Origin of the sequence: Corynebacterium sp. USCH3 (genome assembly GCF_037619475.1) — a bacterium.
GTDB lineage: Bacteria > Actinomycetota > Actinomycetes > Mycobacteriales > Mycobacteriaceae > Corynebacterium.
The window spans coordinates 89,391-114,117 of sequence record NZ_JAQPZT010000008.1 but is presented as its reverse complement, the minus strand read 5'-3'; the positions used below and the strand labels follow the sequence as shown (position 1 = coordinate 114,117).

At 65.4% G+C, this 24,727-nt stretch carries 25 protein-coding genes and 1 tRNA gene; 13 read left to right on the top strand and 13 right to left on the bottom strand.

What is annotated here, in order from left to right; translation table 11 throughout:
* Positions 1–791, bottom strand: a 791-nt coding sequence (locus PQI66_RS15390) for a cbb3-type cytochrome c oxidase subunit I (protein ID WP_339999401.1), incomplete at its 3' end; no start/stop codon positions are given.
* 251 nt (positions 792–1,042) lie between these two features.
* Positions 1,043–2,041: a class 1b ribonucleoside-diphosphate reductase subunit beta gene (nrdF, locus tag PQI66_RS15385; protein WP_339999400.1), complete on the bottom strand. Its 999-nt coding sequence runs from the start codon at positions 2,039–2,041 to the stop codon at positions 1,043–1,045.
* A gap of 423 nt (positions 2,042–2,464) precedes the next feature.
* Here nrdF and PQI66_RS15380 point away from each other — a divergent pair, with 423 nt between their 5' ends.
* Positions 2,465–2,962, top strand: coding sequence for a ferritin (locus PQI66_RS15380; RefSeq protein ID WP_339999399.1), 498 nt, complete (start codon positions 2,465–2,467; stop codon positions 2,960–2,962).
* A 130-nt stretch (positions 2,963–3,092) separates the two neighbouring features.
* Here the strand turns inward: PQI66_RS15380 and nrdE are convergent, their stop codons facing one another.
* From nrdE to PQI66_RS15350, 6 genes are all read right to left on the bottom strand, one after another.
* Positions 3,093–5,252: a class 1b ribonucleoside-diphosphate reductase subunit alpha gene (nrdE, locus tag PQI66_RS15375; protein WP_339999398.1), complete on the bottom strand. Its 2,160-nt coding sequence runs from the start codon at positions 5,250–5,252 to the stop codon at positions 3,093–3,095.
* Between the two features lie 75 nt (positions 5,253–5,327).
* Entirely contained in the window at positions 5,328–5,771 is a 444-nt protein-coding gene (nrdI, locus tag PQI66_RS15370) for a class Ib ribonucleoside-diphosphate reductase assembly flavoprotein NrdI (RefSeq protein WP_339999397.1), read from the bottom strand.
* A gap of 31 nt (positions 5,772–5,802) precedes the next feature.
* A complete protein-coding gene (locus tag PQI66_RS15365) occupies positions 5,803–7,164 on the bottom strand; it encodes an MFS transporter (protein WP_339999396.1) in 1,362 nt (453 codons plus the stop codon).
* Between the two features lie 113 nt (positions 7,165–7,277).
* Positions 7,278–7,508 (bottom strand): glutaredoxin-like protein NrdH, encoded by a 231-nt coding sequence (nrdH, locus tag PQI66_RS15360; protein ID WP_339999395.1) that lies wholly within the window; start codon positions 7,506–7,508, stop codon positions 7,278–7,280.
* Positions 7,509–7,903: 395 nt separating this feature from the next.
* Positions 7,904–8,026: a type B 50S ribosomal protein L36 gene (ykgO, locus tag PQI66_RS15355; protein ID WP_012732041.1), complete on the bottom strand. Its 123-nt coding sequence runs from the start codon at positions 8,024–8,026 to the stop codon at positions 7,904–7,906.
* Positions 8,027–8,252: 226 nt separating this feature from the next.
* Entirely contained in the window at positions 8,253–8,867 is a 615-nt protein-coding gene (locus tag PQI66_RS15350) for a vitamin K epoxide reductase family protein (protein ID WP_339999394.1), read from the bottom strand.
* A 199-nt stretch (positions 8,868–9,066) separates the two neighbouring features.
* Between PQI66_RS15350 and PQI66_RS15345 the strand changes: the two genes are divergently transcribed.
* Positions 9,067–9,142: transfer RNA gene (locus tag PQI66_RS15345), tRNA-Ala, on the top strand.
* A gap of 331 nt (positions 9,143–9,473) precedes the next feature.
* Here PQI66_RS15345 and PQI66_RS15340 read toward each other — a convergent pair.
* Complete coding sequence (locus PQI66_RS15340) at positions 9,474–10,268, bottom strand: DsbA family protein (protein WP_339999393.1); 795 nt, start codon at positions 10,266–10,268, stop codon at positions 9,474–9,476.
* Between the two features lie 265 nt (positions 10,269–10,533).
* Between PQI66_RS15340 and PQI66_RS15335 the strand changes: the two genes are divergently transcribed.
* On the top strand, positions 10,534–11,961 hold the full coding sequence (locus PQI66_RS15335) for an alanine/glycine:cation symporter family protein (RefSeq protein ID WP_339999409.1): 1,428 nt from the start codon (positions 10,534–10,536) through the stop codon (positions 11,959–11,961).
* Positions 11,962–12,014: 53 nt separating this feature from the next.
* On the opposite strand, the gene PQI66_RS15330 is transcribed toward PQI66_RS15335, so the two are convergent.
* A complete protein-coding gene (locus PQI66_RS15330; RefSeq protein WP_339999392.1) occupies positions 12,015–12,593 on the bottom strand; it encodes a lipoprotein LpqH in 579 nt (192 codons plus the stop codon).
* A gap of 123 nt (positions 12,594–12,716) precedes the next feature.
* On the opposite strand from PQI66_RS15330, the gene PQI66_RS15325 reads away from it, so the two are divergent.
* A complete protein-coding gene (locus PQI66_RS15325; RefSeq protein WP_339999391.1) occupies positions 12,717–14,396 on the top strand; it encodes an AMP-binding protein in 1,680 nt (559 codons plus the stop codon).
* On the opposite strand, the gene PQI66_RS15320 is transcribed toward PQI66_RS15325, so the two are convergent.
* Complete coding sequence (locus PQI66_RS15320; RefSeq protein ID WP_339999390.1) at positions 14,293–15,000, bottom strand: phosphatase PAP2 family protein; 708 nt, start codon at positions 14,998–15,000, stop codon at positions 14,293–14,295. The genes PQI66_RS15325 and PQI66_RS15320 overlap by 104 nt on opposite strands.
* Positions 15,001–15,162: 162 nt before the next feature.
* Here PQI66_RS15320 and paaA point away from each other — a divergent pair, with 162 nt between their 5' ends.
* From paaA to PQI66_RS15275, 9 genes are all read left to right on the top strand, one after another.
* Complete coding sequence (gene paaA / locus PQI66_RS15315) at positions 15,163–16,116, top strand: 1,2-phenylacetyl-CoA epoxidase subunit PaaA (protein WP_339999389.1); 954 nt, start codon at positions 15,163–15,165, stop codon at positions 16,114–16,116.
* 53 nt (positions 16,117–16,169) lie between these two features.
* Positions 16,170–16,454, top strand: coding sequence for a 1,2-phenylacetyl-CoA epoxidase subunit PaaB (gene paaB / locus PQI66_RS15310; protein ID WP_038549899.1), 285 nt, complete (start codon positions 16,170–16,172; stop codon positions 16,452–16,454).
* A 38-nt stretch (positions 16,455–16,492) separates the two neighbouring features.
* Complete coding sequence (paaC, locus tag PQI66_RS15305; protein WP_339999408.1) at positions 16,493–17,317, top strand: 1,2-phenylacetyl-CoA epoxidase subunit PaaC; 825 nt, start codon at positions 16,493–16,495, stop codon at positions 17,315–17,317.
* Positions 17,311–17,838 (top strand): 1,2-phenylacetyl-CoA epoxidase subunit PaaD, encoded by a 528-nt coding sequence (paaD, locus tag PQI66_RS15300; protein ID WP_339999388.1) that lies wholly within the window; start codon positions 17,311–17,313, stop codon positions 17,836–17,838. The genes paaC and paaD overlap by 7 nt, the downstream gene beginning before the upstream one ends.
* The gene (gene paaE, locus PQI66_RS15295) at positions 17,838–18,992 is read left to right on the top strand and encodes a 1,2-phenylacetyl-CoA epoxidase subunit PaaE (RefSeq protein ID WP_339999387.1); all 1,155 of its coding nucleotides are present in this window, start codon (positions 17,838–17,840) and stop codon (positions 18,990–18,992) included. Before paaD ends, paaE begins: the two co-directional genes overlap by 1 nt.
* 64 nt (positions 18,993–19,056) lie before the next feature.
* Positions 19,057–19,830, top strand: a complete 774-nt coding sequence (locus PQI66_RS15290; RefSeq protein WP_339999386.1) for an enoyl-CoA hydratase/isomerase family protein — start codon at positions 19,057–19,059, stop codon at positions 19,828–19,830.
* Positions 19,827–21,062, top strand: coding sequence for a thiolase family protein (locus tag PQI66_RS15285; protein WP_339999385.1), 1,236 nt, complete (start codon positions 19,827–19,829; stop codon positions 21,060–21,062). The genes PQI66_RS15290 and PQI66_RS15285 overlap by 4 nt, the downstream gene beginning before the upstream one ends.
* The gene (locus PQI66_RS15280) at positions 21,059–21,835 is read left to right on the top strand and encodes an enoyl-CoA hydratase/isomerase family protein (protein WP_339999384.1); all 777 of its coding nucleotides are present in this window, start codon (positions 21,059–21,061) and stop codon (positions 21,833–21,835) included. The genes PQI66_RS15285 and PQI66_RS15280 overlap by 4 nt, the downstream gene beginning before the upstream one ends.
* Before the next feature lies 1 nt (position 21,836).
* Positions 21,837–22,709 carry a 3-hydroxyacyl-CoA dehydrogenase family protein gene (locus tag PQI66_RS15275; RefSeq protein ID WP_339999383.1) on the top strand — a complete coding sequence of 291 codons (873 nt, stop codon included), beginning with the start codon at positions 21,837–21,839 and terminating at the stop codon, positions 22,707–22,709.
* A 23-nt stretch (positions 22,710–22,732) separates the two neighbouring features.
* Here the strand turns inward: PQI66_RS15275 and PQI66_RS15270 are convergent, their stop codons facing one another.
* On the bottom strand, positions 22,733–23,947 hold the full coding sequence (locus PQI66_RS15270) for a CynX/NimT family MFS transporter (RefSeq protein ID WP_339999382.1): 1,215 nt from the start codon (positions 23,945–23,947) through the stop codon (positions 22,733–22,735).
* Entirely contained in the window at positions 23,944–24,684 is a 741-nt protein-coding gene (locus tag PQI66_RS15265; RefSeq protein WP_339999381.1) for a FadR/GntR family transcriptional regulator, read from the bottom strand. Before PQI66_RS15265 ends, PQI66_RS15270 begins: the two co-directional genes overlap by 4 nt.
* Positions 24,685–24,727: the final 43 nt, after the last annotated feature.

Genomic DNA, 24,727 nt, shown 5'->3' with positions numbered 1-24,727 from the left:
AAGAACCAGAACAGGTGCTGCCACAGGATCGCGCCACCGTTGGCGGAGTCGTAGATGTGCCCGCCCAGGATCCGGTCGTAGAGCACGCCCAGCGCAGCGGCGGTCAGCAGCGGGAAGATCAGCAGGGCCAGCAACGAGGTCACCAGGATGTTCCAGGTGAAGATCGGCATGCGGAACATCGTCATGCCCGGGGCACGCAGGCACAGGATCGTGGTGAGCATGTTGACCGCGGCGGCGATACTGCCGACGCCACCGACGCCGACGCCGATGATCCACAGGTGCGAACCTATGCCCGGCGAGTGGATGGCGTCGGCCAGCGGCATGTACATCGTCCAGCCGAAGTCGGCGGCACCACCGGGGGTGAGGAAGCCGGTCAGCATGATGATGCCGCCCCAGGTGGTCAGCCAGAAGCCGAAGGCGTTCAGCCGGGGGAAGGCGACGTCGGGCGCACCGATCTGCAGTGGCATGATGTAGTTCGCGAAACCCCAGACGATCGGGGTGCCGAACAGCAGCAGCATGATGGTGCCGTGCATGGTGAACAGCTGGTTGAACTGTTCGTTGGACAGGAACTGCAGGCCCGGGTGGAAGAGTTCCACGCGGATCAGCAACGCCATGAGGCCGCCGATTCCGAAGAAGATGAAGGCGGTGATCATGTACATGATACCGAGCTGTTTGTGGTCAGTCGTGGTCAGAATGGTCCACGCGTGACCACCCTTCTTCGACTTACCGCCTTGAGGAGCAGGCCGGGCTGGGGAGACCGGTTGGTCTTCCCTGGGCGCTACTGCGGTCATTCAATCCTCCTGACTACGCGGTGCCGTTCGTCGGGACGGCACCCAATGAATGAGCTGCACGGCGGGTACCCGGTGGCGTTGAACGTCACCCGTCACGGGGCCACCCGCGCAGACTGGGGTCAATACTAATCGGTCGGGCCCGGCTTTAATAGCCGACGCCCCCCGTCGCCCCCTCAGTGACGCGTTCGGGGGTGCACCCCCCGGCACTGCCTGCACCGGAGGACGATGGACAACCGACCCGAGCGCCCCGCTCAGAAGTCCCAGTCGTCGTCGTCGGTGTTCTCCGCCTTACCGATGACGTAGCTGGAGCCCGACCCGGAGAAGAAGTCGTGGTTCTCGTCGCCGCCGGGGTTCAGTGACGACAGGATCGACGGGGACACGTTCGTCTCGTCGTCGGGGAACAGCCCCTCGTAACCGAGGTTGTTCAACGCCTTGTTGGCGTTGTACCGCAGGAAGCGCTTGACGTCCTCGGTCCAGCCGAGGTCGTCGTAGATGTCCTCGGTGTACTGGCACTCGTTGTCGTAGAGCTCGAACATCAGCTCGAAGGTGTGCTCCTTGAGCTCCTGCTGACGAGCCTGGGACTCATGCTCCAGGCCACGCTGGTACTTGTAGCCGATGTAGTAGCCGTGCACGGCCTCGTCACGGATGATCAGCCGGATCAGGTCGGCGGTGTTGGTTAGCTTCGCGTGCGACGACCAGTACATCGGCAGGTAGAAGCCCGAGTAGAACAGGAAGGACTCCAGCAGAGTGGAGGCGATCTTCTTCTTCAGCGGGTCGTCGCCCCGGTAGAAGCCGAGGATGATGTCCGCCTTGTCCTGGAGGTTCCTGTTCTCCTCGGACCAGCGGAAAGCGTCGTTGATCTCCGGCGTGGACGACAGGGTCGTGAAGATCGACGAGTAGGACTTGGCGTGGACCGACTCCATGAAGGCGATGTTGGTGTAGACGGCCTCCTCGTGCGGGGTGACCGCATCCGGGATCAGGCTCGTCGCCCCCACCGTGCCCTGGATGGTGTCCAGCATCGTCAGGCCGGTGAAGACCCGCATCGTGGCCTGCTTCTCGGTCTCGGTCAGCGTGCCCCAGCTCTGGATGTCATTGGACAGGGGCACCTTCTCCGGCAGCCAGAAGTTCCCGGTCAACCGGTCCCAGACCTCGAGGTCCTTGTCGTCGGGGATGGTGTTCCAGTTGATTGCGGTGACGGGCCCGCCCTGGTCGTGGTGGACGGGTGAGTGCGACTGCCGGGACGTTGTCATGTACCTCTCCTGAGGAGCGAGTGTGCGAGCCTGCAGTGCCCGTCGGCCCGGATGGCACCGGGCACCCGACGGACACGGGTGACCGCCATCCTATCCTTGACGTGACCGCCGGAGCGAACGCCTGCACGGTCCCGCTCCCCACCCCGCACGACATCCTCCCGCAACGGGACGACCACCCCTGAAATGGGGTAATTTAGACAAGGTCGCACTAACACCTTCCGCCGCCTGCTACGGCCCCGGAGTGCCCGCGAGATACCGGTAGACCCTCTCGCACCGCCCACCACCTGGGCATATACGGCCGCTGGCAACGTAGCGCAGGCAATGCACAATTAGGGCAGACATGCCTTTTCACCTGCACATATAACCAGTTGGTTAGCCTGAACTGCCTGGAGAGTGGATTAACCGATCAGTACCGTTATCGCCATGAGCATCAACGAGAAGTTCCAGGAAGCCGTCAACCAGCAGGTCGTCGCCGAGCACCAGGCGGCCCTCATCTACACCCAGCTGTCCTACGAGATGGACCGCCTCTCCTTTCTCGGCATGCGTGACTGGTTCCGCGCCCAGGCCGCCGAGGAGCGCGAGCACGCCGCGAAGTTCGCCGAGCACCTCCTCGACCGCGACGCCCGCGTCGACCTCACCGACATCGAGCTGCCGTCCCTGAAGATCGCCACCCCCCTGGACGCCTTCGAGGCCGCCCTCGCCCACGAGCAGAAGGTCTCCGAGATGATCCGTAACCTCGCCCGCACCGCGGACGAGACCGGCGACATCGACTCCCGTCAGCTGATCAACTTCTTCCTCGCCGAGCAGATCGAGGAAGAGTCCTCCGTCAACGACATCATCGACTGGATCAAGACCGTCGGCAACGACGGTTCCGGTCTGCTGCGCATCGACGCCAAGCTCGGCGGTCGCGACGGAGAGTAGGCTCTCCCGCGCCACCGGCGTCACCGCCGTCACCGACTGGCTCACCTGACACGAACACCCTGGGACGGTTCTGAACTTCAGAACCCGTCCCAGGGTGTTCGTGTCGCACCACCGGGGTGCGACGCAGCCGTTAGAGCATGCAGCTCACGCAGCCCTCGACCTCGGTCCCCGCCATCGCCGTCTGGCGCAGACGGATGTAGTACAAGGTCTTGATGCCCTTACGCCAGGCGTAGATCTGAGCCTTGTTGATGTCACGGGTGGTCACTGAGTCCTTGAAGAACAGGGTCAACGACAGTCCCTGGTCGACGTACTTCGTGGCCACCGCATAGGTGTCGATGATCTTCTCGTAGCCGATCTCGTAGGCGTCCTCGAAGTACTCGAGGTTGTCGTTGTCCATGTGCGGCGCCGGGTAGTAGACGCGGCCGATCTTGCCTTCCTTGCGGATCTCGATCTTCGAGGCGATCGGGTGGATCGACGAGGTCGAGTTGTTGATGTAGGAGATCGACCCGGTCGGCGGCACTGCCTGCAGGTTGCGGTTGTACAGGCCGTCGGCCATCACCGCGGCCTTCAGCTCCGCCCAGTCCTCGACACTCGGGACGTGGATCGAGGAGTCCGCGATGATGGCCGCGACCTTCTCCGTGCGCGGCTGGAAGGTCTCCGGGTCGTAGGCGTCGAAGAAGGCACCGGAGGCGTAGTCGGAGTTCTCGAAGTTGCGGAACTTCGCGCCACGGTCGCGGGCGATGGCGTTGGACGCCTTGAGGCACTCGTACATCACCGCGGCGAAGTAGACGTTGGTGAAGTCCAGGCCCTCGTCCGACCCGTAGTGGATGTGCTCCCGGCCGAGGAAACCGTGCAGGTTCATCTGCCCCAGGCCGATGGCGTGGGAACCGTCGTTGCCTTCACGGATCGACGGCACCGAGTCGATGGCCGTCTGGTCCGACACGGCGGTGAGGCCGCGGATGGCGGTCTCGATCGTGCGGGAGAAATCCTCGGAGTCCACGGCCGCGGCGATGTTGAGCGACCCCAGGTTGCAGGAGATGTCCTCGCCGACCGTCGAGTAGGTCAGGTCGTCGTTGAACTCGCTGGGCGTGGCGACCTGGAGGATCTCCGAGCACAGGTTGGAATGGGTGATACGTCCCTCGATCGGGTTCGCCCTGTTCACCGTGTCCTCGAACATGATGTACGGGTAACCGGACTCGAACTGGATCTCGGCGAGGGTCTGGAAGAACTGGCGGGCGTTGATCTTCTTCTTGCGGATCCGCGGGTCCTCGACCATCTCCTCGTAGTGCTCGGTGACGGAGATGTCGGCGAAGGGACGGCCGTAGATGCGCTCGACGTCGTACGGGGAGAACAGGTACATGTCGTCGTTGCGCTTGGCGAGCTCGAAGGTCACGTCGGGGATGACGACGCCGAGCGACAGGGTCTTGATGCGGATCTTCTCGTCGGCGTTCTCCCGCTTGGTGTCGAGGAACTTCATGATGTCCGGGTGGTGGGCGTTGAGGTACACCGCACCCGCACCCTGACGCGCGCCGAGCTGGTTGGCGTAGGAGAAGGAGTCCTCCAGCAGCTTCATCACCGGGATCACGCCGGAGCTCTGGTTCTCGATGTGCTTGATCGGTGCACCGGTCTCACGCAGGTTGCTCAGCAGCAGGGCGACGCCGCCACCGCGCTTGGACAACTGCAACGCGGAGTTGATGGAGCGTCCGATGGACTCCATGTTGTCCTCGATGCGCAGCAGGAAGCAGGACACCGGTTCGCCGCGCTGGGCCTTGCCGATGTTCAGGAAGGTCGGTGTCGCCGGCTGGAACCGGCCCCCGATGATCTCGTCGACGAGATCCCCGGCCAGGTCGATGTCACCGTCCGCCAGCCCGAGGGCCACCATGCACACACGGTCCTCGTAGCGCTCCAGGTACCGACGTCCGTCGAAGGTCTTCAGCGTGTAGGACGTGTAGTACTTGAACGCTCCGAGGAAGGTCTTGAAACGGAACTTGTGGGAGTAGGCGCGCTTGAACAGTGCCTTGATGTCGGCGAACTCGTACAGGTCGAGTACGGCCGGGTCGTAGTACTTGTTGTCGACCAGGTACCCGATCTTCTCCTCCAGGTCGTGGAAGTAGACGGTGTTCTGGTTGACGTGCTGCAGGAAGTACTGGTTGGCGGCTTCACGGTCCTTGTCGAACTGGATCTGACCGTCTGCGTCGTACAGATTGAGCAACGCGTTGAGCTGGTGGTAGTCCAGCTGGTCGGCCTGCTGGACCGGCTCTGCGACGGTCTTCCCGAGATCGGTGGTCATGGTTCTCCCCGTTGTGAAAAAGATGGTGTGTGACTGTGTCGGTCTGTCTATGTCTACTGGAGTCGGCTGCCTATGTCATGCCGCCGCCTCCCAGCGCCCGTCCTGCCGCAGCGAGTCCTCGAAGTCCGAGAGCCCCTCGCAGACGCGGGCGACGTCTGTCGGTGTGCCCATCAGCTCGAACCGGTAGAGGAACGGGACACCACACTTCGCCGCGATGACCTCGCCCGCACGGCAGAAGTCCTCGCCGAAGTTCAGGTTGCCCGAGGCGATGACCCCCCGCAGCAGGGCACGGTTCGACGGGTCATTGAGGAACCGGATGACCTGCTTGGGCACCGGCCGGGAGTCGTCACCGGTGATCGACGCTCCCCCGCCGTAGGTCGGACAGACCAGAACGAAGGGTTCGTCCACCGTCAACGCGGGTTCGGTGCGACGCAGCGGGATCCTGGCAGCAGGCAACCCCAGCTTGTGGACGAAACGGTCGGTGTTGCGGGTGGTGGAGGAAAAATAGACGATGAGCATGGGTGCCTGTCCGTTCTCTTTCTCTCTGTCTCTACTTCTCGTTGAACCGGGCCGGAATGTACTTCAGGAATGACGGGACCACCGCTACGGCGACGATGGTACCGACGATCACCAGGACGCCGCCGAGCAGCGTCGCCGTCCCCGCGCCGAAGGTGGACCCCGCCCACCCGTGCAGCATGTCCGCCAGCCGCGGCCCACCGGCGACGACGATGAGGAAGACGCCCTGGAGTCGTCCACGCATCCGGTCGTCCGCCGCCTCCTGCAACATCGCCGAGCGCTGCACCGAGGAGAACATGTCGGCGACACCGCCGATGACGAACGCCACGACGGCGACCCAGGCCCACAGCCCGGCACGACCGTCGGCGAGGTTGACCGCCAGGCCCATGACGATGATCGCGACGCCCCAGCAGAGCACGGCCACGACGATGCCGGCGCCCTGGTGCCGGAGCCGGGTCACCGCCCCGGAGAAGACGCCGCCGAGAACCGCACCCAACGGCACAGCGGCGAAGAGCAGGGCGTAGAACAGCCCGCCGTCGCCCGCCTCACCGAAGTCGATGGTGGAGATCTGCGGGATCAGCGCGCGCGGCATGCCGAAGACCATCGCGATGAGGTCGATGACGAAGCTCATCAGCAGGATCGGCATCGCTGCCAGGTAGACGAAACCCTCGGCGATGCTGCGGAACCCCGGGGTACGACGGCGACGGGCCTGCGGCCCCGGGACCCCCGACGAGCCCGGCCCGGTCGTGGAGTCGCCGGGATCCGGCGGCAACGCGGGAAGTTTCGCGACGGCCCACAACGTCGCCGCCAGGCAGAATGCGTCGATCAGGTAGAGCAGGGCGAACCCTGTCACCGGGATCAGCAGGCCTCCGAGGATCGGCCCGACGATGGCCCCCGCCTGCTGCACCGTCATGTTCAGCGAGACGGCCGCCGCGATGGACCCGTCCGGGACGATGCGGGCGGTGATCGCCGTGCGCGTCGGCTGATTGACGGCGAAGAACGCCTGTTGCAGGGCAAATATGCTCAGGAGCAGCCATACGTTGTCGACACCGGCCGCCGCCTGGGCCCAGAAGGCGCCGGCGGTGACGATCAGCCCGACGGTCGTGATCATCAGCAGGCGGCGACGGTCCATCATGTCCGCCAGTGCGCCGCCGTAGAGACCGAAGATGATCAGCGGGACCAGGCCGAACGCGCCGGCCAGGCCGACGTACCCGGAGCTCCCGGTGATCGCGTAGATCTGCGCAGGGACGACGATGACATTGAGCTGGGCCCCGATGACGGTGATGATGTTCGCGGTCCACAACCGACGGAAGTGCGGCGACTGCAGCGGCGTGGTGTCGGCCAGGATCGACCGCAGTGCCGCCCGAGTCGGACGTCGCGTAGAGCGTGGAACCATGAAAACACCGCTCCCGGGAGTTTGTTGTCGGTCAGGCACAAAAAGAAAGGAAGGACGCTGCCTGACGCAGCTTCCTTCCCGGTGGTGTTCCGTCCCCTCGGCAGGGGGCGGGATCAGGCTGCGGCGACGTCCAGGGCCTTGATCCGGTCCGGACGGAAGCCCGACCAGTGCGCGTCCTCGGTGACGACGACCGGAGCCTGCAGGTGGCCGAGAGCCATGACGTAGTCCCGGGCCTCGTCGTCAAGGCTGATGTCGACCATCTCGTAGTCAAGCCCGGCCTTGTCGAGAGCCCTCTTGGTGGCGGTGCACTGGACGCAGGCAGGCTTGGTGTAGACGGTGATCATCGAGGCGCTCCTGAGAAGAAAAGACGGCGGACGGTTCGGTGGCGGAGGCCCGGCTCGAGGAGGTCACCGGGAGTCCCCGGCACCGCGCCCCTGCCGGGCTGATGAGGACGACACTACACCGGGATCAGATCGGCGCACAAGCCGATTTCCCACGAGATATTGGGGTGAAATCAACTACAAAATACAAGATGTAGTAGTTACAAGGAGAGTATTCGCAGGTGGCTCAGCGGTGGCGACACTACATGTTGGGCCGAAAAATCATCGTTGTAATTCCACACGTGCCGTTCCCCTCCCCCATGCCCCTGCACCACGATCCCCGCGCACGGAAGAACCCCTCCGGCAACCACCCCGGAAGGGGAGGAGCGGAGGGGTTCGACAACCCGGAACCGGGGGAATCAGCCCTGACGAGCCTTGAACCGCGGATCCTTCTTGTTGATCACGAAGACCTTGCCGTGGCGGCGGACAACCTGGGCGCCCGGCTTGTTCTTCAGCGACCGAAGGGACTTACGGACCTTCATCGGGCGCTCCTTTCTCGTCGTGCGCCCCGGGCTGCTCACACAGAACCTCGGCGCGGTGTTGATCGTGATTGATCGGAATTGATCAGGCTTCCCGTGCCGGGCAGAACCCGCCGGAGAAGCAACGTGCGAGCCCGGCGAGGCCGGGTCGCGACACAGCACGACAGTTTAGCCGCAGACACAGCCTCGACCAAACCGGTGCCGCGGCAGTGGACCCGACGACCGTGGGTCAGAACACGAACTGCTGCAGAATCAGGGCCGTGAAGCCGAGGTACCAGACGATCACGACCGCCAGAGGCATACCGACCGCCGACATCCCGGACGACGGCTCGTCGCCGCGGTCGACAGCGCGGGACCGGCCGACGCGCACCACCGTGGAGACGAACAACGGGAGGACGACGGCCCAGACCACCATGCAGTAGGGGCACAGCGCCTCGATCTCGTAGACCGCCTCATAGGCGAGCCAGTGGACGAAGCCCACGGCGAGGATCAGCCCGACGAGGAACCCGTACCAGAACCACGCACGGAACCGGGCGCCCGCCAGCAGAGCCACACCGAGGGTGAGCACCACCGCGAATCCGACCAGGCCGATGAAGGGGTTCGGGAAGCCGAAGGCGGACGCCTGGCTGGAGTTCATCACGTCCGTACAGGAGACCACGTCGTTCAGGGTGCAGGCCGGGGTAAACCCCGCGTCCTGGAGCAGTTTGATCTTGTCGAAGAGGATCAGACCGGACATGAACAGTCCGACGGCCCCGGACAGGACGAGCCAGACAGCATAAAGCTGCGACGCCCCCCAGAGGCCTGGGGCGCGCGCCTCGGGACGCGTCTCTACTGCTGCACTCACTGGATCTCCCATCAAGTCCGGAGCGGACACGGTGACCGCCATGGCTGTAGCTGTAATTCTCGCATACCGCGGCACCGGAACCGCAACCCTGTAACGCACCTCTCACCGCATTTACCTGCCGGTTTGCACCGTCGGAGAACGCTGGGGTACGTTATATCTCGTCCGCAGCGAGGAGCTCATCTTCTCCGCAACAGCGTACGGGGCTATGGCGCAGCTGGTAGCGCACCACACTGGCAGTGTGGGGGTCAGGGGTTCGAGTCCCCTTAGCTCCACCACCGAGGTCCGGCCCTCGTTCTTCCCAGGAAGAACGAGGGCCGGACCTCTTTCTCGTCCTCTCCCCCTCCCGCTCGTGTGGGGGATACGGGAACACGGGCTACGGGACTGTACACGGTCCGGCGCAGCCCCCTCAGCTGACACCGACACGTGAGGGCGGTTTCACCGTTCACCACCGCCCTCACGTGTCGGTGTCAGCCGGAGGAGAATTGGAGTGAGAACAGTGACGCCCCCGCCCGTCGCTGCGGAGAGAAACAGCGACGGGCGAGGGCGTATTTTTTTCGTCGGGGGCCACCGGCTCACTCAGAGCCGGATACCCGGACCTGCCCAGATCTACTCGGAGTCAGCCGACTCCGTTTCCGTCGCGGACTCCTGCGGGGCGTCCTCGGTCGTGCTGCCGACCACGTCCGGCACCCAGTCCTTCAGCTTCGACGGATCCTCCGGATCCCGTTCGACCGTGAGGTACTCCCCGTCGATGTACAGCGCCGGTGTACCTGCCTGGTCACCCATGAGTTCACGCAGGCGATCCCCGTTACTCTGCAGGTCAGGCTTGTAGGTTTCCACGACAGACTCGTCGCGGATCGAATCCACTACCGCTGAATCCACTCCGAGCTGCTCCGCGGCGTCGGCGAGTTCGTCAAAGCGCCAGTCCCGGGCGACTTCCGACTGGTCGCCGAATGCCTTCTCGTGGAACGCCCAGAACGCCCCGGCGTCGCCGGTCTCGGCGATGGCCATCGCCACCGCCCCCGTCCGGGACGAGGACTCGTTGCCGTTGCTGTCGAGGAAATTGACGGTGTGCAGGTTGACGTTCATGTTTCCTGCGTCGAGAGCCTCCTCCATGGACTCGCTGTCCGCCTCAACAAGATCAGCACAGTGGGTGCAGCTGTAGTCCTCGTAGACGTCCGCAGTCGGGGCGTCGTCGGCGACGTCGTTGGACCGAAGCTGAACAACACCGTCCTCCACCGCGACCGAGAAGGACACATCCGCAGCGCTGAGTTCGACATCGGTACTCTTCCGGCCGTTGAAGACCATGAAACCGATGAACACCACGCAGATGACGACGAGGGCCACGATCCCCCAGAGGAAACTCCGGTTCTTGTCGTTGGGCGCCTTGATCTTCTGACTCACAAACCTCAACCTTTCACGGTGTTCTCTCTCCTCGTCCCGGCATTGTCGCAGGACGTGACCGCGTCTACCCTAGCGTTCGCCCTCCTCGTAGTTCCACACGGTGTCGCCCCGGGTCGCGCCATTCCCAGCAAACTGGCATCCCGGACTCCCCCGCTCACAGTGCGTGCACAGCTGCGGGGCACTTACCCCCGTCGCCGAAAACTTCCCTGTTCATTACCTCACAGAAACACGGGCAGGATATCTTTCTCTCATGCAAACAACCGACATGCTGCTCGCCTCGGGCTTCGAGGACGGCCTGAGCGCGACCGCCTCCTTCGTCTGGGGGCCCTGGCTCCTCATCCCCCTGCTCTTCGCCACCGGCTTCATCCTCACCATCCGGTTGCGTGGCGTGCAGTTCCGGAAACTCGCTCCGGCGCTGCGCCTCGGCCTCATCGACCGGGAGGACGACGGTGGAAAGGGTGACATCACCCAGTACCAGGCGCTGACGACGGCCCTGGCCGCGACGGTCGGTGTCGGCAACATCGTCGGTGTCGCCACCGCTATCTCCATCGGCGGACCCGGCGCGCTGTTCTGGATGTGGGTCACCGGGCTGCTCGGCATGGCGTCCAAGTACTCCGAGGCGTTCCTGGGCGTGCGGTTCCGTGTCACCGACGGCAAGGGCAACATGTCCGGCGGCCCCCAGCGCTACCTGGAGCGCGGCATCAAGGGGCCGCTGGGCAAGTTCCTCGCCTGGTTCTTCGCCATCGCCGCGGTCATCGCCTCCTTCGGCATCGGCAACATGACGCAGGCCAACGCGGTCTCCGAGAACCTCGAGAACTCCTTCGGCGTCGATCCCACGATCACCGGTATCGTCCTGTTCATCCTCATCGGTGCCGTCCTGCTCGGCGGCATCAAGGCGATCGGACAGGTCACCTCCGGGTTCGTTCCGCTGATGATCGCCATCTACATCATCGGTGGACTCGCCGTACTCACCATCAACGCCGCGAACCTGCCCGAGGCGATCGCACTGATCTTCACGGACGCGTTCTCCGGCACCGCGGCCGTCGGCGGCTTCGTCGGCGCCGGCATCCTGCTCGCCCTGCAGATGGGTGCCGCGCGCGGCATCTTCTCCAACGAGTCGGGCATGGGGTCGGCCGCCATCGCCGCGGCTGCCGCGAAGACCACCCACCCGGTGCGTCAGGGCCTGGTGTCGATGACGCAGACCTTCATCGACACGATCATCGTCGTCTCCTTCACCGGCCTGGTCATCATCTCCAGCGGGGTGTGGGACCAGGGTGCCGACCGCGCAGGGACCATGACCAGCGACGCCTTCGCCGAGGCTCTCCCGGGTCACTGGGGCGGCTACATCGTGACGATCTCGATCGTGTTCTTCGCCTTCTCCACCATCCTCGGCTGGTCGTACTACGGTGAGCGCAGCGCACAACGCATCTTCGGCGACTACGCCACGATCCCCTACCGGATCCTGTTCACCTGCGTGGTCGTCGTCGGTGCGACGATGGAACTCGACGTCGCCTGGACGTTCTCGGATCTGGCGAACGGGCTGATGGCCCTGCCGAACCTCGTCGGCCTGCTGATCCTTTCGGGGCTCATCGCCCGCGAGACCAAGGCCTACCTCGACTTCGACCCGAAGCTCAGGGCGTCAGCCCCCGAGGTGGAGAAGTTCCTCATCGAGCAGAAGACCCCCTGGCGCTGACCGCTCCCCCCTCTCAGCACCGGTCAGCGCCGGTCAGCGCCGGTCAGCGCCGGTCAGGCGCAGCTGACCTCCACCTCGAGGTCGGCGACGTCACCGGCGTCCGGGTGGTCGTCATCGACCTCCAGCTGGCCGTTCACACGGTAGGTGTCACCGTCGACCTCGACCGTGGCATCCCGTTCCTGAGCGTCGGTGGACTCCCACTCCTTGCCGCCACGGTCGACTCCGAGTCCGTCGACCCGCGGCGCGTCCCGGACGTCGAGATCGATCTCGACGTGGTCGGTACGCTCCTCGTTCCAGAGGTCGATCTCGTACTCGTCCGCACCGTCCTCACGACACTGCACCTCGGTGAACTGGGAGGCGACGTCCTCCCCGTCGAACATCAGGGTGGCGACACTACCGTCTCCCCCTGCACTGCTCCCCGACGTCGGCGCCGAGCTCGTCGTCGTATCCGCGGTCGAACTCTCGGTCGACGTCGACGGCTCGGCGGTGACCGTCTCGGTCACGGTCTCCTGCGCGGCGGTGTCGGTGGCGGTGTCGCCGCCGTCCCCGTCGCTGCAGGCCACGAGCGCGCCGGCGGCGACGATGCCCACGGCGGCGACGGCCGTACGTCGGCGGATGGTGGTGATGTTCACGGCAGATCCTTCCCTCGGAGACTGTTTCCCCGTCGATAGTAGATGGATTTCGCATGTCGCCGCGGAGACCGGGCCTGAGGATATACCCTCAGGGAAACCATCACCTGGCCACAAGGACACCACATGACCGCCGGACTCAACGTTCCCCTGACCCCGCTCCGCTTCCTCGAACGCAGCGCCACCGCCTACCCGGACCGGACCGCCTGCGTCGACGGACCACGCCGCGTCACCTTCGCCGAGATGCGTCAAGACGCCCTACGCCTGGCCCGCGCCCTGCTGCGTCGTGGACTGCGCCCGGGTGGACGTGTCGGCATGCTCGCGTCGAACAGCTACGAAGCCCTCCTCGCCCAGTTCGCCGTCCCGCTGGCCGGCGGTGTCCTCGTCCCGATCAACACACGCCTGGCACCGGCGGAGGTCCGCTACATCTGCGACCATGCCGGCATCGGCACCCTGTTCGGCGAACAGGACCTCATCCTCGCCTGCCGCCGCACCCTGGGCAGTGCCGGACTGGTGGACACCTTCGTGCTGATCCACAACGCGGACGGCTCACAGCCCGAGCCGAAGTTCCCCGATTCCGGGGTGGTCACCACCTTCGACGAGTACCTCACCGGTGGGGACGGCGACAGCGACGAGGCCGACGTCCCCCTCACCTTCACCGTCGACGACGAGGACGCGGCGATCGCCATCAACTACACCTCGGGGACCACCGGACGTCCCAAGGGCGTCGTCTACACCCACCGCGGTGCCTACCTCGCGGCGCTGGGGATGGTGATGACCCACACCTACACCCGCGACACGGTGTACCTGTGGACGCTGCCGATGTTCCACTGCTCCGGCTGGTGCACCGGGTGGGCGGCGATGGCGGCGTCCGCGACACAGGTCGCGCTGCGGGCGGTGCGTGGGCCGGAGATCTGGCGGTTGATCGACGAGGAGGGGGTGACCAGCCTGTGCGGCGCCCCTGCCGTCCTGGCCACCATCGTGGGTGCCGACGAGGCCCACGAGGTCACCTCCCTGTCGATCGCGACCGCCGGTGCCCCGCCCAGCCCGACGGTGATCAGCGCGTGCGAGGATCTCGGCATCGACGTCATCCACGTCTACGGGCTCACCGAGACCTACGGGCCGACGGTCGCGTGCGCCCCTCAGCCGGAATGGTCCGCGCTGTCCACCGCGGAACGCGCGACGTTGAAGTCGCGCCAGGGGCTGGCCATGGTCACCAGTGAAGAGGTCCGCGTCGTCGAGCAGGTCGCGAAGGACGCCCCGCAGGACGTGACGCTGGTCGACGTGCCGCAGGACGGTGAGACCATGGGTGAGGTCGTGATGCGCGGCAATATCGTGATGCGGGAGTACTTCCACAACCCGGACGCCACCGCGGAGGCCTTCCTCGGAGGGTGGTTCCATTCCGGCGACCTGGCGGTGAAGCATCCCGACGGCTACATCCAGGTCCTCGACCGGGCCAAGGACGTGGTCATCTCCGGCGGAGAGAACATCTCCACCATCGAGGTCGAACAGGCGATCATCAGCCACCCGTCGGTCGCGGACGTCTCCGTCATCGGCGTCCCGGACGAGACATGGGGCGAGGCGCTGCGGGCCTATGTCGTCCTCTCCCCCGGTGTCGAGCCGGACGACACCCTCGAACAGTCGGTGATCGACCACTGCCGCGGCCTGATCGCCGGCTACAAGGTGCCGCGTGACTACCGGGTCATCGAGGAGCTGCCCCGGACCTCGACGGGGAAGGTCCGGAAGAATGTGCTGCGTGACGAGGCATCGGAGGAGCAGGACGACGCCGCGACCACGGAAGGCTGACCACCTCGGGCACCAGTCGGTCCAGCACCGTCACCACGACCACGACCACCACGAGTCCGACCGCCAGACCGCTGGCGACGTCGTGCACGTAGTGGACACCTGCCGCGACACGGCTGAACGCCGCGGCGACCGCGAGCGGCACGGTGAACCATCCGAGCTTCGGCAGCGCGACGGCACACGCCACGGCGAAGGCCGCCGCGATCGTGGAGTGGTTCGACGGCCATGCCCAGCTCCCCGCCTCCGGACACGTCAGGACGGTGGCGACATCCCCTGCCGCGCACGGACGCGCCTCCCGGACGACGCTCTTCGTCACCTCACTGACCAGGTACGCGGCGATGACACCGACGCCGCCCAGCACCAGACGGCGCAACACCTCGTGGTCACGCAGCAACGACCACAGGGCGACCAGACCAGCCGTCGCGACGAGCACGAGCAGGCCCGCCTCGGTGAACACGCCCACTGCACCACTGAAGGGTGACCCTGCGGTGCCTTCGGCGATCGACCGGTAGAGGGTGTCGCGTGCGGGATAGGACGCCACGGCCACGAGCACCAGGACGAGGGCGGCGGCCCCGACGGTACGTGGGAAAGATACTGATCTCGACATTGCCGGGAACGCTACCAATCCCACGCCCGGGTTCCCATTCGGCACGGTGAGCTTCAGGACGCACGCCCGTCATCAAGTTTCGTTTGACAACACACCACGACGGAACATACACTTACCGAACGATCGGTCAGTTCACGGCCGAGGCAACGACCGGAGGTAACCATGACTGCCACGACGACACCGGACCAGGCATTCGCCGAGCTCATCGACAACGACGCCCGCATCGAGTCAACGGACTGGATGCCCGAGAAGTACCGTAAGACCCTGACCCGCCAGATCTCCCAGCATGCACACTCCGAGATCATCGGGATGCAGCCCGAGGCGAACTGGATCTCACGGGCCCCCAGCCTCAAACGCAAGGCGATTCTGATGGCCAAGGTCCAGGACGAGGCCGGCCACGGCCTCTACCTCTACTCTGCCGCCGAGAGCCTCGGGACTGACCGTGCGACGCTGGTGCAACAGCTGTTGGACGGCACCGCGAAATACTCCTCGATCTTCAACTACCCGGCACGCACCTGGGCTGACATCGGCGCGATCGGCTGGCTGGTCGACGGCGCCGCAATCGTCAACCAGGTTCCGTTGTGCCGTTGTTCCTACGGTCCATACGGGCGGGCCATGGTACGCGTCTGCAAAGAGGAATCCTTCCATCAGCGTCAGGGATGGGAGATCCTGCACTCGTTGGCCAACGGCACCACTGCACAGAAGCAGATGGCCCAGGAGGCGATCAACCGATTCTACGGCCCCGCCCTGCAGATGTTCGGCCCACCCGACGGGGACTCCCCCAACTCCGAGGAATCCATGGCCTGGAAGATCAAGCGCTTCTCCAATGACGAGCTCCGGCAACGTTTCGTCGACACGATCGTCCCCCAGGCAGAGGCACTCGGACTCAGTTTCGATGATCCCGACCTGGTGTGGAACCAAGAGCGCGGCCACTACGACTACGGCGAGCTCGACTGGGATGAGTTCATGTCCGTCATCAAGGGCCACGGCCCGTGCAATACCCAGCGCATGGAACACCGACGTCAGGCACACACCGACGGAGCATGGGTCCGCGAGGCCGCCGCCGCCTACGCCCAACGCTCCACTGCCGTCGAGACCACACTGGTCAGCGCCTGACCCGCCTGAGCACATACCTGACTTGTAGACAGACGAAAGAGAAGAGGAACACCATGTCCACCAACTGGCCGCAGTGGGAAGTTTTTGTCCGGTCGACCCGGGGACTCTCCCACGTCCACGCAGGCTCGCTGCACGCCCCCGACGAGACCATGGCACTGCGCAATGCCCGTGACCTCTTCACCCGCCGCAATGAAGGCACCTCGGTATGGGTCGTCCCGTCAGCGGCGATCACGGCGTCCGATCCCGACTCCAAGGGCGGGTACTTCCAGTCGTCCTCCGGGAAGAACTACCGCCACGCGACGTACTACACCGCCTCAGAAGGGGTGAAGCACCTGTGAACACCGACACCGCCGTCAGCACGGACTCCGCCACCCACATGTCCGTCGGTGATGCAATCACCGCCGAACAGGTCACCGACATGATCGCGGACAGCGGAGGGAATGCCTCGCCGGAGATCGCCGACTACGCTCTCCAGCTCGCCGACGACTCGCTGGTCCTCTCCCAGCGCCTGGGCTGGTGGATCTCGCGCGCACCGGAAATGGAGGAGGACGTCGCCCTGGGCAACATCGCCCTCGACGTCCTCGGCCACGCCCGATTCCTCTACACCTACGCCGGCAGTGCCTGGGAAAAGACCGAGGACGATCTGGCCTACTTCCGTGACGAAGAAGACTTCCGCTCGTGCCGGCTCGTCGAACAACCCAACGGGGACTTCGGACACACGATCGCACGCCAGCTGATCTTCAGCCTCTACGCCGGCGAACTCTACTCCCGGCTGTCCGCCTCCACCGACCCCATGCTCGCCCCCATCGCGGACAAGGCCGTCAAGGAGGTCAGCTACCACGTCGACCACGCGATCCAGTGGCTACTGCGTCTCGGCCTGGGCACCGAGGAATCCCACCGTCGTATACAGGCGGGACTGGAATCAATGTGGCCGTACAAGGACGAGCTGTTCACCGACACAGCGACCATCGACCGGGCGGACGAGAAGTCACCGGGGGCGATCGTCCGGCCGTCAGACCTCAAGGAGGCCGTGGACACCCACCTGTCGACGGTGATCGAGAAAGCCGGACTCTCGGTGCCCACCGTCCCCGCGGCCGCCGACCTGGGATACGCCCGAACCGGCCGGTTCAGTGAACACCGCGGCTACATCATCACCGAGATGCAGTCGCTGGCCCGCCAACACCCGGGAGCGACATGGTGACCGCCGACTCCACTACACCGGACACACAGGCTCTGGCATGGACTGCCGCAGCAACGGTCACGGACCCGGAGATTCCCGTGCTCACCATTTCCGACCTGGGGATTCTACGGAAGGTCACTGTCGAGGACGACTCCGTGACAGTGACGATTACACCGACCTACTCCGGGTGCCCGGCGATGTCACAGATCACCGCCGATGTCACAGATGCTGTGGCGCGCACCGGATTCGACCACTCCCGGATCCAGGTAGAGACCGTGCTCAGCCCGGCCTGGACCACTGACTGGATGACGGAGGAGGGCAAACGAAAGCTCACGGAGTACGGCATCGCCCCACCGACACACCGGTCTACTCCCGCCGGTCCGGTGACCCTGCAACTCGGTCTCCACCGCCCGGACGTCCCCTGCCCCCGCTGCCGGTCCCACAACACCCGAGAACTGACCCGGTTCGCCTCGACCTCCTGCAAGGCGCTGTACGTGTGCAGTGACTGCCACGAACCCTTCGACTACTTCAAGGTGCACTGATGACAACAACGACCCCCCGCACCCGTGCCCGGTTCAACCCGCTGACAGTCTCTGCGGTCAGACCGCTGACGGAGAATGCCGTGGAAGTGAGTTTCTCGGTGCCCGACGACCTGGTGGCCGACTACAACTACGTCCCGGGACAGTACGTGGCCCTACGCGCTACCATCGACGGATCCGAGATCCGCCGGTCCTACTCGATCTGCGCCGCCCCGGTGCCCGGCGAGATCCGGGTGGCGATCAAGAAGACCCTGGGCGGTGTCTTCTCCACCTGGGCCAACGAAGCCCTGGCCGCCGGCGACGTCATCGAGGTGATGAACCCGCAGGGGGCTTTCACGCAGAAGGTGCGGACCACAGCGATGAACGACCCCGCCGGACTGGTCTCCGAGCAGTTGGACCACAATCCACGGGCCCGTCTCGTCGCGTTCGCCGCAGGTTCGGGGATCACGCCGGTCATGGCGATCGCCACGGCGACGCTGGCCGGCTCTCCCGACGCCACCTTCGAACTTGTCTACGCCAACCGGTCGACCGTGGACGTGATGTTCGCCGAAGAGATCGGCGACCTCAAGGATCGGTACCCGGACCGGTTCACGGTCCACCACATCCTGTCCCGCGAGAACCGGACGAGCCCCCTGCACACCGGACGCGTGGACGACGAGAAGCTGTCCCTCATGCTGGACCGGATGCTCCGCGCCGGAGATGTGGAGGAGTGGTTCCTCTGCGGTCCCTTCGACATGGTGCAACTTGCCCGCGACGAGCTCAAAGACCGGGGCGTCCCCGAGGAGCGTGTGCGGTTCGAGCTGTTCACCACGGGAAAGCCGTCCAGCCCGGACGGTCAGCAGGGTCGCGTCATCGAGGTCAGGGACAACGAGCCGACCTACAATGTCGAGTTCACCCTGGACGGCTCGTCATCCACAGTGGACTCCCCTCGGTCCGCCCGGGAAACCATTCTCAACGCCGCGCTGCGCAAACGTCCGGACGTCCCGTTCGCCTGCGCCGGAGGCGTCTGCGGTACCTGCCGGGCGAAGCTGGTGTCAGGTACCTGCGACATGGACGAGAACTTCGCCCTGGAACCGGATGAAGTCGATGCCGGGTACATCCTCACCTGCCAGTCCCGGCCGACCAGCGACGCTGTGAGTGTGAACTTCGATGCCTGACCAGCGCGAAGAATCCCCCTCTGGGCACAGCGTCGGAGATGTCGGGAATACCATCATCCTCACGGTGAGCGACGGCGTCGCGGAACTCGTGTTGTCGGCGCCCGAGAAGCTCAATGCGCTGACCATTGATGACCTCGCTGACCTCGGGGCTGTCCTGGACAAGGCCACCGCACAGGCGTTCCGCGGTGAGGTACGTTCTCTCTTCCTCCGTGGCGAAGGACGCGGTTTCTGCGCCGGACGCGACGTCTCCGGTGCCGACCCGGACAACGACGACGCCGCCGGCTACCTCGCCGCCCTGGAACCGGTCCTCCACATGCTGGAGGAGTTCCCCACGCCGACATTCGCCGCCGTCCACGGGGCTTGCCTCGGAGTCGGACTAGGACTCGCAATCGCCTGCGACGTTGTCTACCTCGCGGAAAACGCCAAGATCGGATCGCCGTTCGCGGCACTCGGGGCGACACTCGATTCCGGCGGACACGCCTATCTCCTCTCCCGACTCGGTCGTCACCGCACCCTCGACCTGATCTACACCGGCGAACTCATCAGCGGCACCCGTGCCGTCGCTGAAGGACTGTTCTCCCGGGCGCTGCCCGACGACGAGCTCCTGGACGCGACACGTACCGCAGCACGCACGGCAGCCACGGGCCCCACCGAAGCTTTCCGTGAGTCCAAACGATTGCTGTCCACCATCGCTGACAATGCGCTCGGGCCCCACGAAGCACTCCGTCTCGAGAGTGCCGCCCAGGTCCGCCTGTCCCACACCTCCGACTACGCCGAGGGCTTCCGCTCCTTCCAGGAGAAACGGCGGCCCGTCTTCACCGGAAAGGTCCGTCCATGAATGCACCGACACAGCTCGATCCCCGCTCCGCCTACATCATCGAGGCCCGCCGCTCCCCGGTCGGACGTTACGGGGGTGCGCTCGCGTCCGTCCGTCCGGACGACCTCGCCGCCACGGTGATCTCCGATGTCCTGGAAAAGTCCGGCGCTGATCCGTCCAGTGTCGACGAGGTGATCCTCGGGAACGCCAACGGTGCCGGCGAGGAGAACCGTAACGTCGCACGGATGGCCTGGCTTCTCGCGGGCGGGCCCGAGCATGTGCCCGGCATGACCCTGAACCGTCTGTGCGCCTCCGGGATGAGCTCGGTGGCGGATGCCTGGCACAAGATCGCGGCCGGGGTCGCCGATCTTGTCATCGCCGGCGGCGTGGAGTCGATGACCCGGGCGCCCTGGGTCCAGGAGAAACCGTCGACGGCGTGGGCCAAGCCGGGGCCCAGCTTCGACACCTCCATCGGCTGGCGCTTCACCAACCCGAAGCACCTCGAGGTCGACAAGCGGACGCTGTCGATGCCCGAGACCGCCGAGGAGGTGGCCGACGTCAGAGGGGTGACGCGTGCCGACGCAGATGTGTTCGCACTGCACTCGCACACGAAGGCGCTTGCCGCGATCGACACAGGACACTTCGTGGACGAGATCACACCCGTCACCGTCCACGGCCGCAAGGGTGCCGTGACCGTCGTGGACACCGACGAGGGACCGCGGGCCGACACCACCCTGGACAGGCTCGCCGCCCTGCGTCCGGTCGTCCGTCCGGACGGTGTCGTCACCGCGGGAAACTCCTCCTCCCTCAACGACGGGGCCTCTGCCCTGCTCATCGCCTCCGGGGAGGCGTGTACCCGCTACGGCCTCACTCCACGGGCACGCATCGTGACCGATGCGGCGGTCGGGCTGGCCCCCGAGATCATGGGTATGGGGCCGGTGCCCGCCACCCGCCGTGCTCTCGAGAGGGCCGGATGGAACATCGAGGACCTCGACGCCGTCGAACTCAACGAGGCCTTCGCTACCCAGTCGCTGGCATGTATGCGGGAACTCGGACTGGACCGACGCGAGGATATCGTCAACGCCTCAGGTGGCGCGATTGCTCTCGGGCACCCACTGGGATCCTCCGGTTCGAGGTTGATCGTCACCCTGCTGAACCGACTCGAACGGACCGGCGGGCACCGCGGCCTCGCCACGATGTGTGTCGGGGTCGGCCAGGGCACCGCCATCCTCATCGAGCGGGTGGACGCATGAGTCTCTCCACACTGTCCTTCACCGATGAAAACCACGGCACGGGGACGTACGCCGTAGTCAGAATGAACCGTCCCGCGGTCCGCAATGCTATCGACCAGGCGATGGTGGACGATCTCCACGCCGTGTGCGCCGACCTGGAGGCCCGCCCGCGGACCCTCATCCTCACCGGATGCCAGGTTGACGGACGGTACGGACCGAAGGGGATCTTCGCCTCCGGCGCCGACATCACCCAGCTCCGGGAACGACGCCGCGAGGATGCCCTGCGGGGGATCAACTCGCAGATCTTCGAGCGTATCGCGAACCTGCCGATGCCGGTCATCGCCGCGGTCGACGGTGCCGCACTCGGCGGGGGCGCAGAACTCGCGCTTGCCGCGGACTTCCGCCTCGGCACCCCGGCGGTCCGGTTCGGGCAACCGGAGACCGGACTGGGCATCATCGCCGCAGCCGGTGGCCTGTGGCGGCTCCGAGAGGTCACCGGAGAGCAGCTGGCCAAGGAGATCCTTCTGGCGGGGCGAATCCTCACCGGCGAAGAGTGTCTCACCAACGGTATCCTGCTATCCCTCCACGATCCTGACGACATCATGAACGCGGCGGTTGAGCTCGCCGAACGCATCGACACCCAGGATCCGCTCGCCGTCCGGGTGTCCAAACGCGTCTTCTCCATGCCACGCGACGCCCACCCGCACGTCGACGAACTCGCCCAGGCGATCCTGTTCGAGTCACAGGAGAAGTTCGACCGCATGCAGGCTTTCATCGACAGAAAGAAGAAGTGACATGACCGTCCCCCACATCCCCGACACCGTAGGAGTCATCGGTGGTGGCCGGATGGGAGCCGGCATCGCCCATGCCTTCCTCACCGCCGGTTCCACCGTCACCGTGGTGGAGGCCGATCCCGACGCCTCCGCGGCCGCCCACGACCGGGTGGTGGACCAGGTCCGAGCCTCAGCAGAGCGCGGAAAGCTCCAGGGAACGGTGGAGGACACCGCCGCCCGTCTCAGCGTGTCGGCGTCCATGTCGGCGCTCGCCGGGAGCACACTGGTCATCGAAGCGGTGCCTGAAAACATGGGCATCAAGACCACCGCCCTCACCGATGCGGCCCGCGTCGTCGGGGAGAACACATGGTTCGCCACAAATACCTCGTCCCTGTCAGTCGACGACCTCGCGCACGCCGTCGGACAGGTCACCGGTCACCCCGAGAACGTATGCGGTCTGCACTTCTTCAACCCGGTACCGGCCTCGAAGCTGATCGAGGTGGTGATCGCTGACGCGACCTCCGGAGAACTCGCCGACAGAGCTCCCTCGTGGGCCACGGCCCTGGGGAAGACACCCGTAGTGGTGAAGAACCGTCCCGGCTTCGCGTCATCACGGCTCGGCGTGGCCATCGCATTGGAAGCGATGCGCATGGTCGAGGAAGGTGTCGCCTCAGCGGAAGACATCGACAACGCCATGACCCTGGGGTACAAGCATCCTGTCGGCCCGTTGGCCCTGACCGACATCGTCGGGCTCGATGTCCGACTCGGTATCGCCGAGTACCTGGAGTCCACACTCGGTGAACGTTTCGCCCCGCCACAGATACTCCGGGACAAAGTCAGTGCTGGAGAGCTGGGGCGTAAGTCAGGCCGGGGATTCTACGAGTACCCGTCCTGATGTCTCGCACGGGGCGGTCCAGCTCAATCCACCGTCCGGTCCCGTCCTGCGAGTACTCCTGCCCAGAGCATCGCGGCGGTCACGGCAATGAGCATGAGGAGCGCCGGTGTCCAGGAGCCGGTAGCGTCATGCAATGCCCCGACAGCGACCGGCCCGAGGGCAGCGAGAATGTAGCCGACAGACTGAGCCATTCCTGACAACGACGCCGCTGCCGTGTGGTGTCGGGTCCGTAGTCCGAACAACGACAACGAGAGCACGATACTCGCGCCACCACCGATGCCGGCGATACAGGCCCATATCCCCGTCAGCCCGGGTGCACTGAGAATCCCGGTGACGGCGATGAGCAGGGTCACGGGAATGACGACCCCGAGGATGCGCTGATCCCGCAGCCTCACCAGCAGAGCTGAGCAGACGAGACTACCGGCAATTCCGAAGACATTGAAGAGCAGCAGATGGGAACCGGCGGTTGCCCCGCTGACACCGGCGTCCTGCTCGATCGACGGGAGCCAGGTGACCAGGACATAGTAGACGGTGGACTGCAACCCCATGAATGCAGCGACCTGCCAGGCCAGCGCGCGACGCCACACCGGTTGCCGGACCCGCGCAGCAGCCGGTGCTGCCACGACGGCGGACTCGGAGCTACCCCGGCGCAGCTGTGGGAGGACAGCGGCAATGGCCAGCAGCGCGAGGCCCGCCCACATTCCCAGGGGTAGCCGCCACCCCACGGCAGTCAGCCCCGCCGCCGGCACCGCTACTCCGGCGGCGAGTGCCGCACACCCCGACTGGACCGCGGAGTACGCACCGGTGACCTGACCGATCTTCGCGGGGAAATCACGCTTCACCAGGGCGGGGAGCACCACGTTCAGAACAGCGATGGCAACGCCGATCAGGAGTGTGCCTACCCAGAGCAGGGCGATCGGCGGTGTAGACCGCACGAGCAGGCCTGTGACGAGGACGGTGAGTCCCACAACGATGATGCGTTCCAGCCCTAGACGATGCGCCAACCGCGGGACCAGGGGCGACACCAACGCGAACGCCAGCAGAGGCAGACTGACGAGGAAGGACGCCACGGAGGAGGAGATGCCCAGATCACTTTCGATGTCGGTGAGGACAGGCCCGACGGTGGTGATCGCCGCCCGCAGGTTGCTCGCGACAAGGAGTATCCCGACCACGATGAGCACAGTGGGAACGCGCTGACCACGAGCCGGAGGGGCGGTGTCTGTGAGGTTATCCGTCATTTCCCGGCCTCCCCCAGTTCCGGGCCGTGTGACGCTCCCAGTGATGTTCCGTGGACTACGGCGTAGTCCTGTACCAACGTGACGGCGCGCGTGGCGGCGTCTGCTGCATCATCGGCTTCGTGGGCGGCGACAGCCCGGACGATGGCGGTGTGCTCATCGTCGATGGCAGCGATGGCGGTGGGGCGGTCAGCGAAGTTGATGTCCTCCTGGGAGAAATGCAGGAGCGCCTGCTCATTGCCGCCCACTCCGCGGTAGAGCTCCGCCAGCAGGGCGTTGCCCGATGCCTCCATGAGGATCCGGTGGAACGTGATGTCGGCCGCGGCGTAGGCATGGTCATCGGCGGCGACGGCACGTGAAACAAGTGCCTCTTTCAACGCACCGATCTGTACGTCGGTTGCCCGCAGTGCGGCAAGCCTGGCACCCTCGCGCTCCAGGACCGCACGAACCTCCGCAACGTCCTGTTCCCGGTCCTGGTCGACACGTCGTGCGAGAGTAGGGGCAAGGTCACTGGTGGCGGTGACGAAGGTGCCGTACCCGGCGCGTGCCCCGAGCATCCCGGCGTGCACGAGAGCGCGCACGGCTTCGCGGACGCTGTTCCGGCTGACCCCCAAGTCCTCAGCCAGGTCATGTTCTGTGGGAATGCGTGTGCCTACCGGGAATTCTCCGGAGGCGATACGCCGTCGCAGCTGATCGGCTACCTGCTCGGGCAATGTGGAGCGCGGCTGAATCCTGGACATGCGAAACAGCATAACAACAAAGAACCAAATGTAGGATAATTGC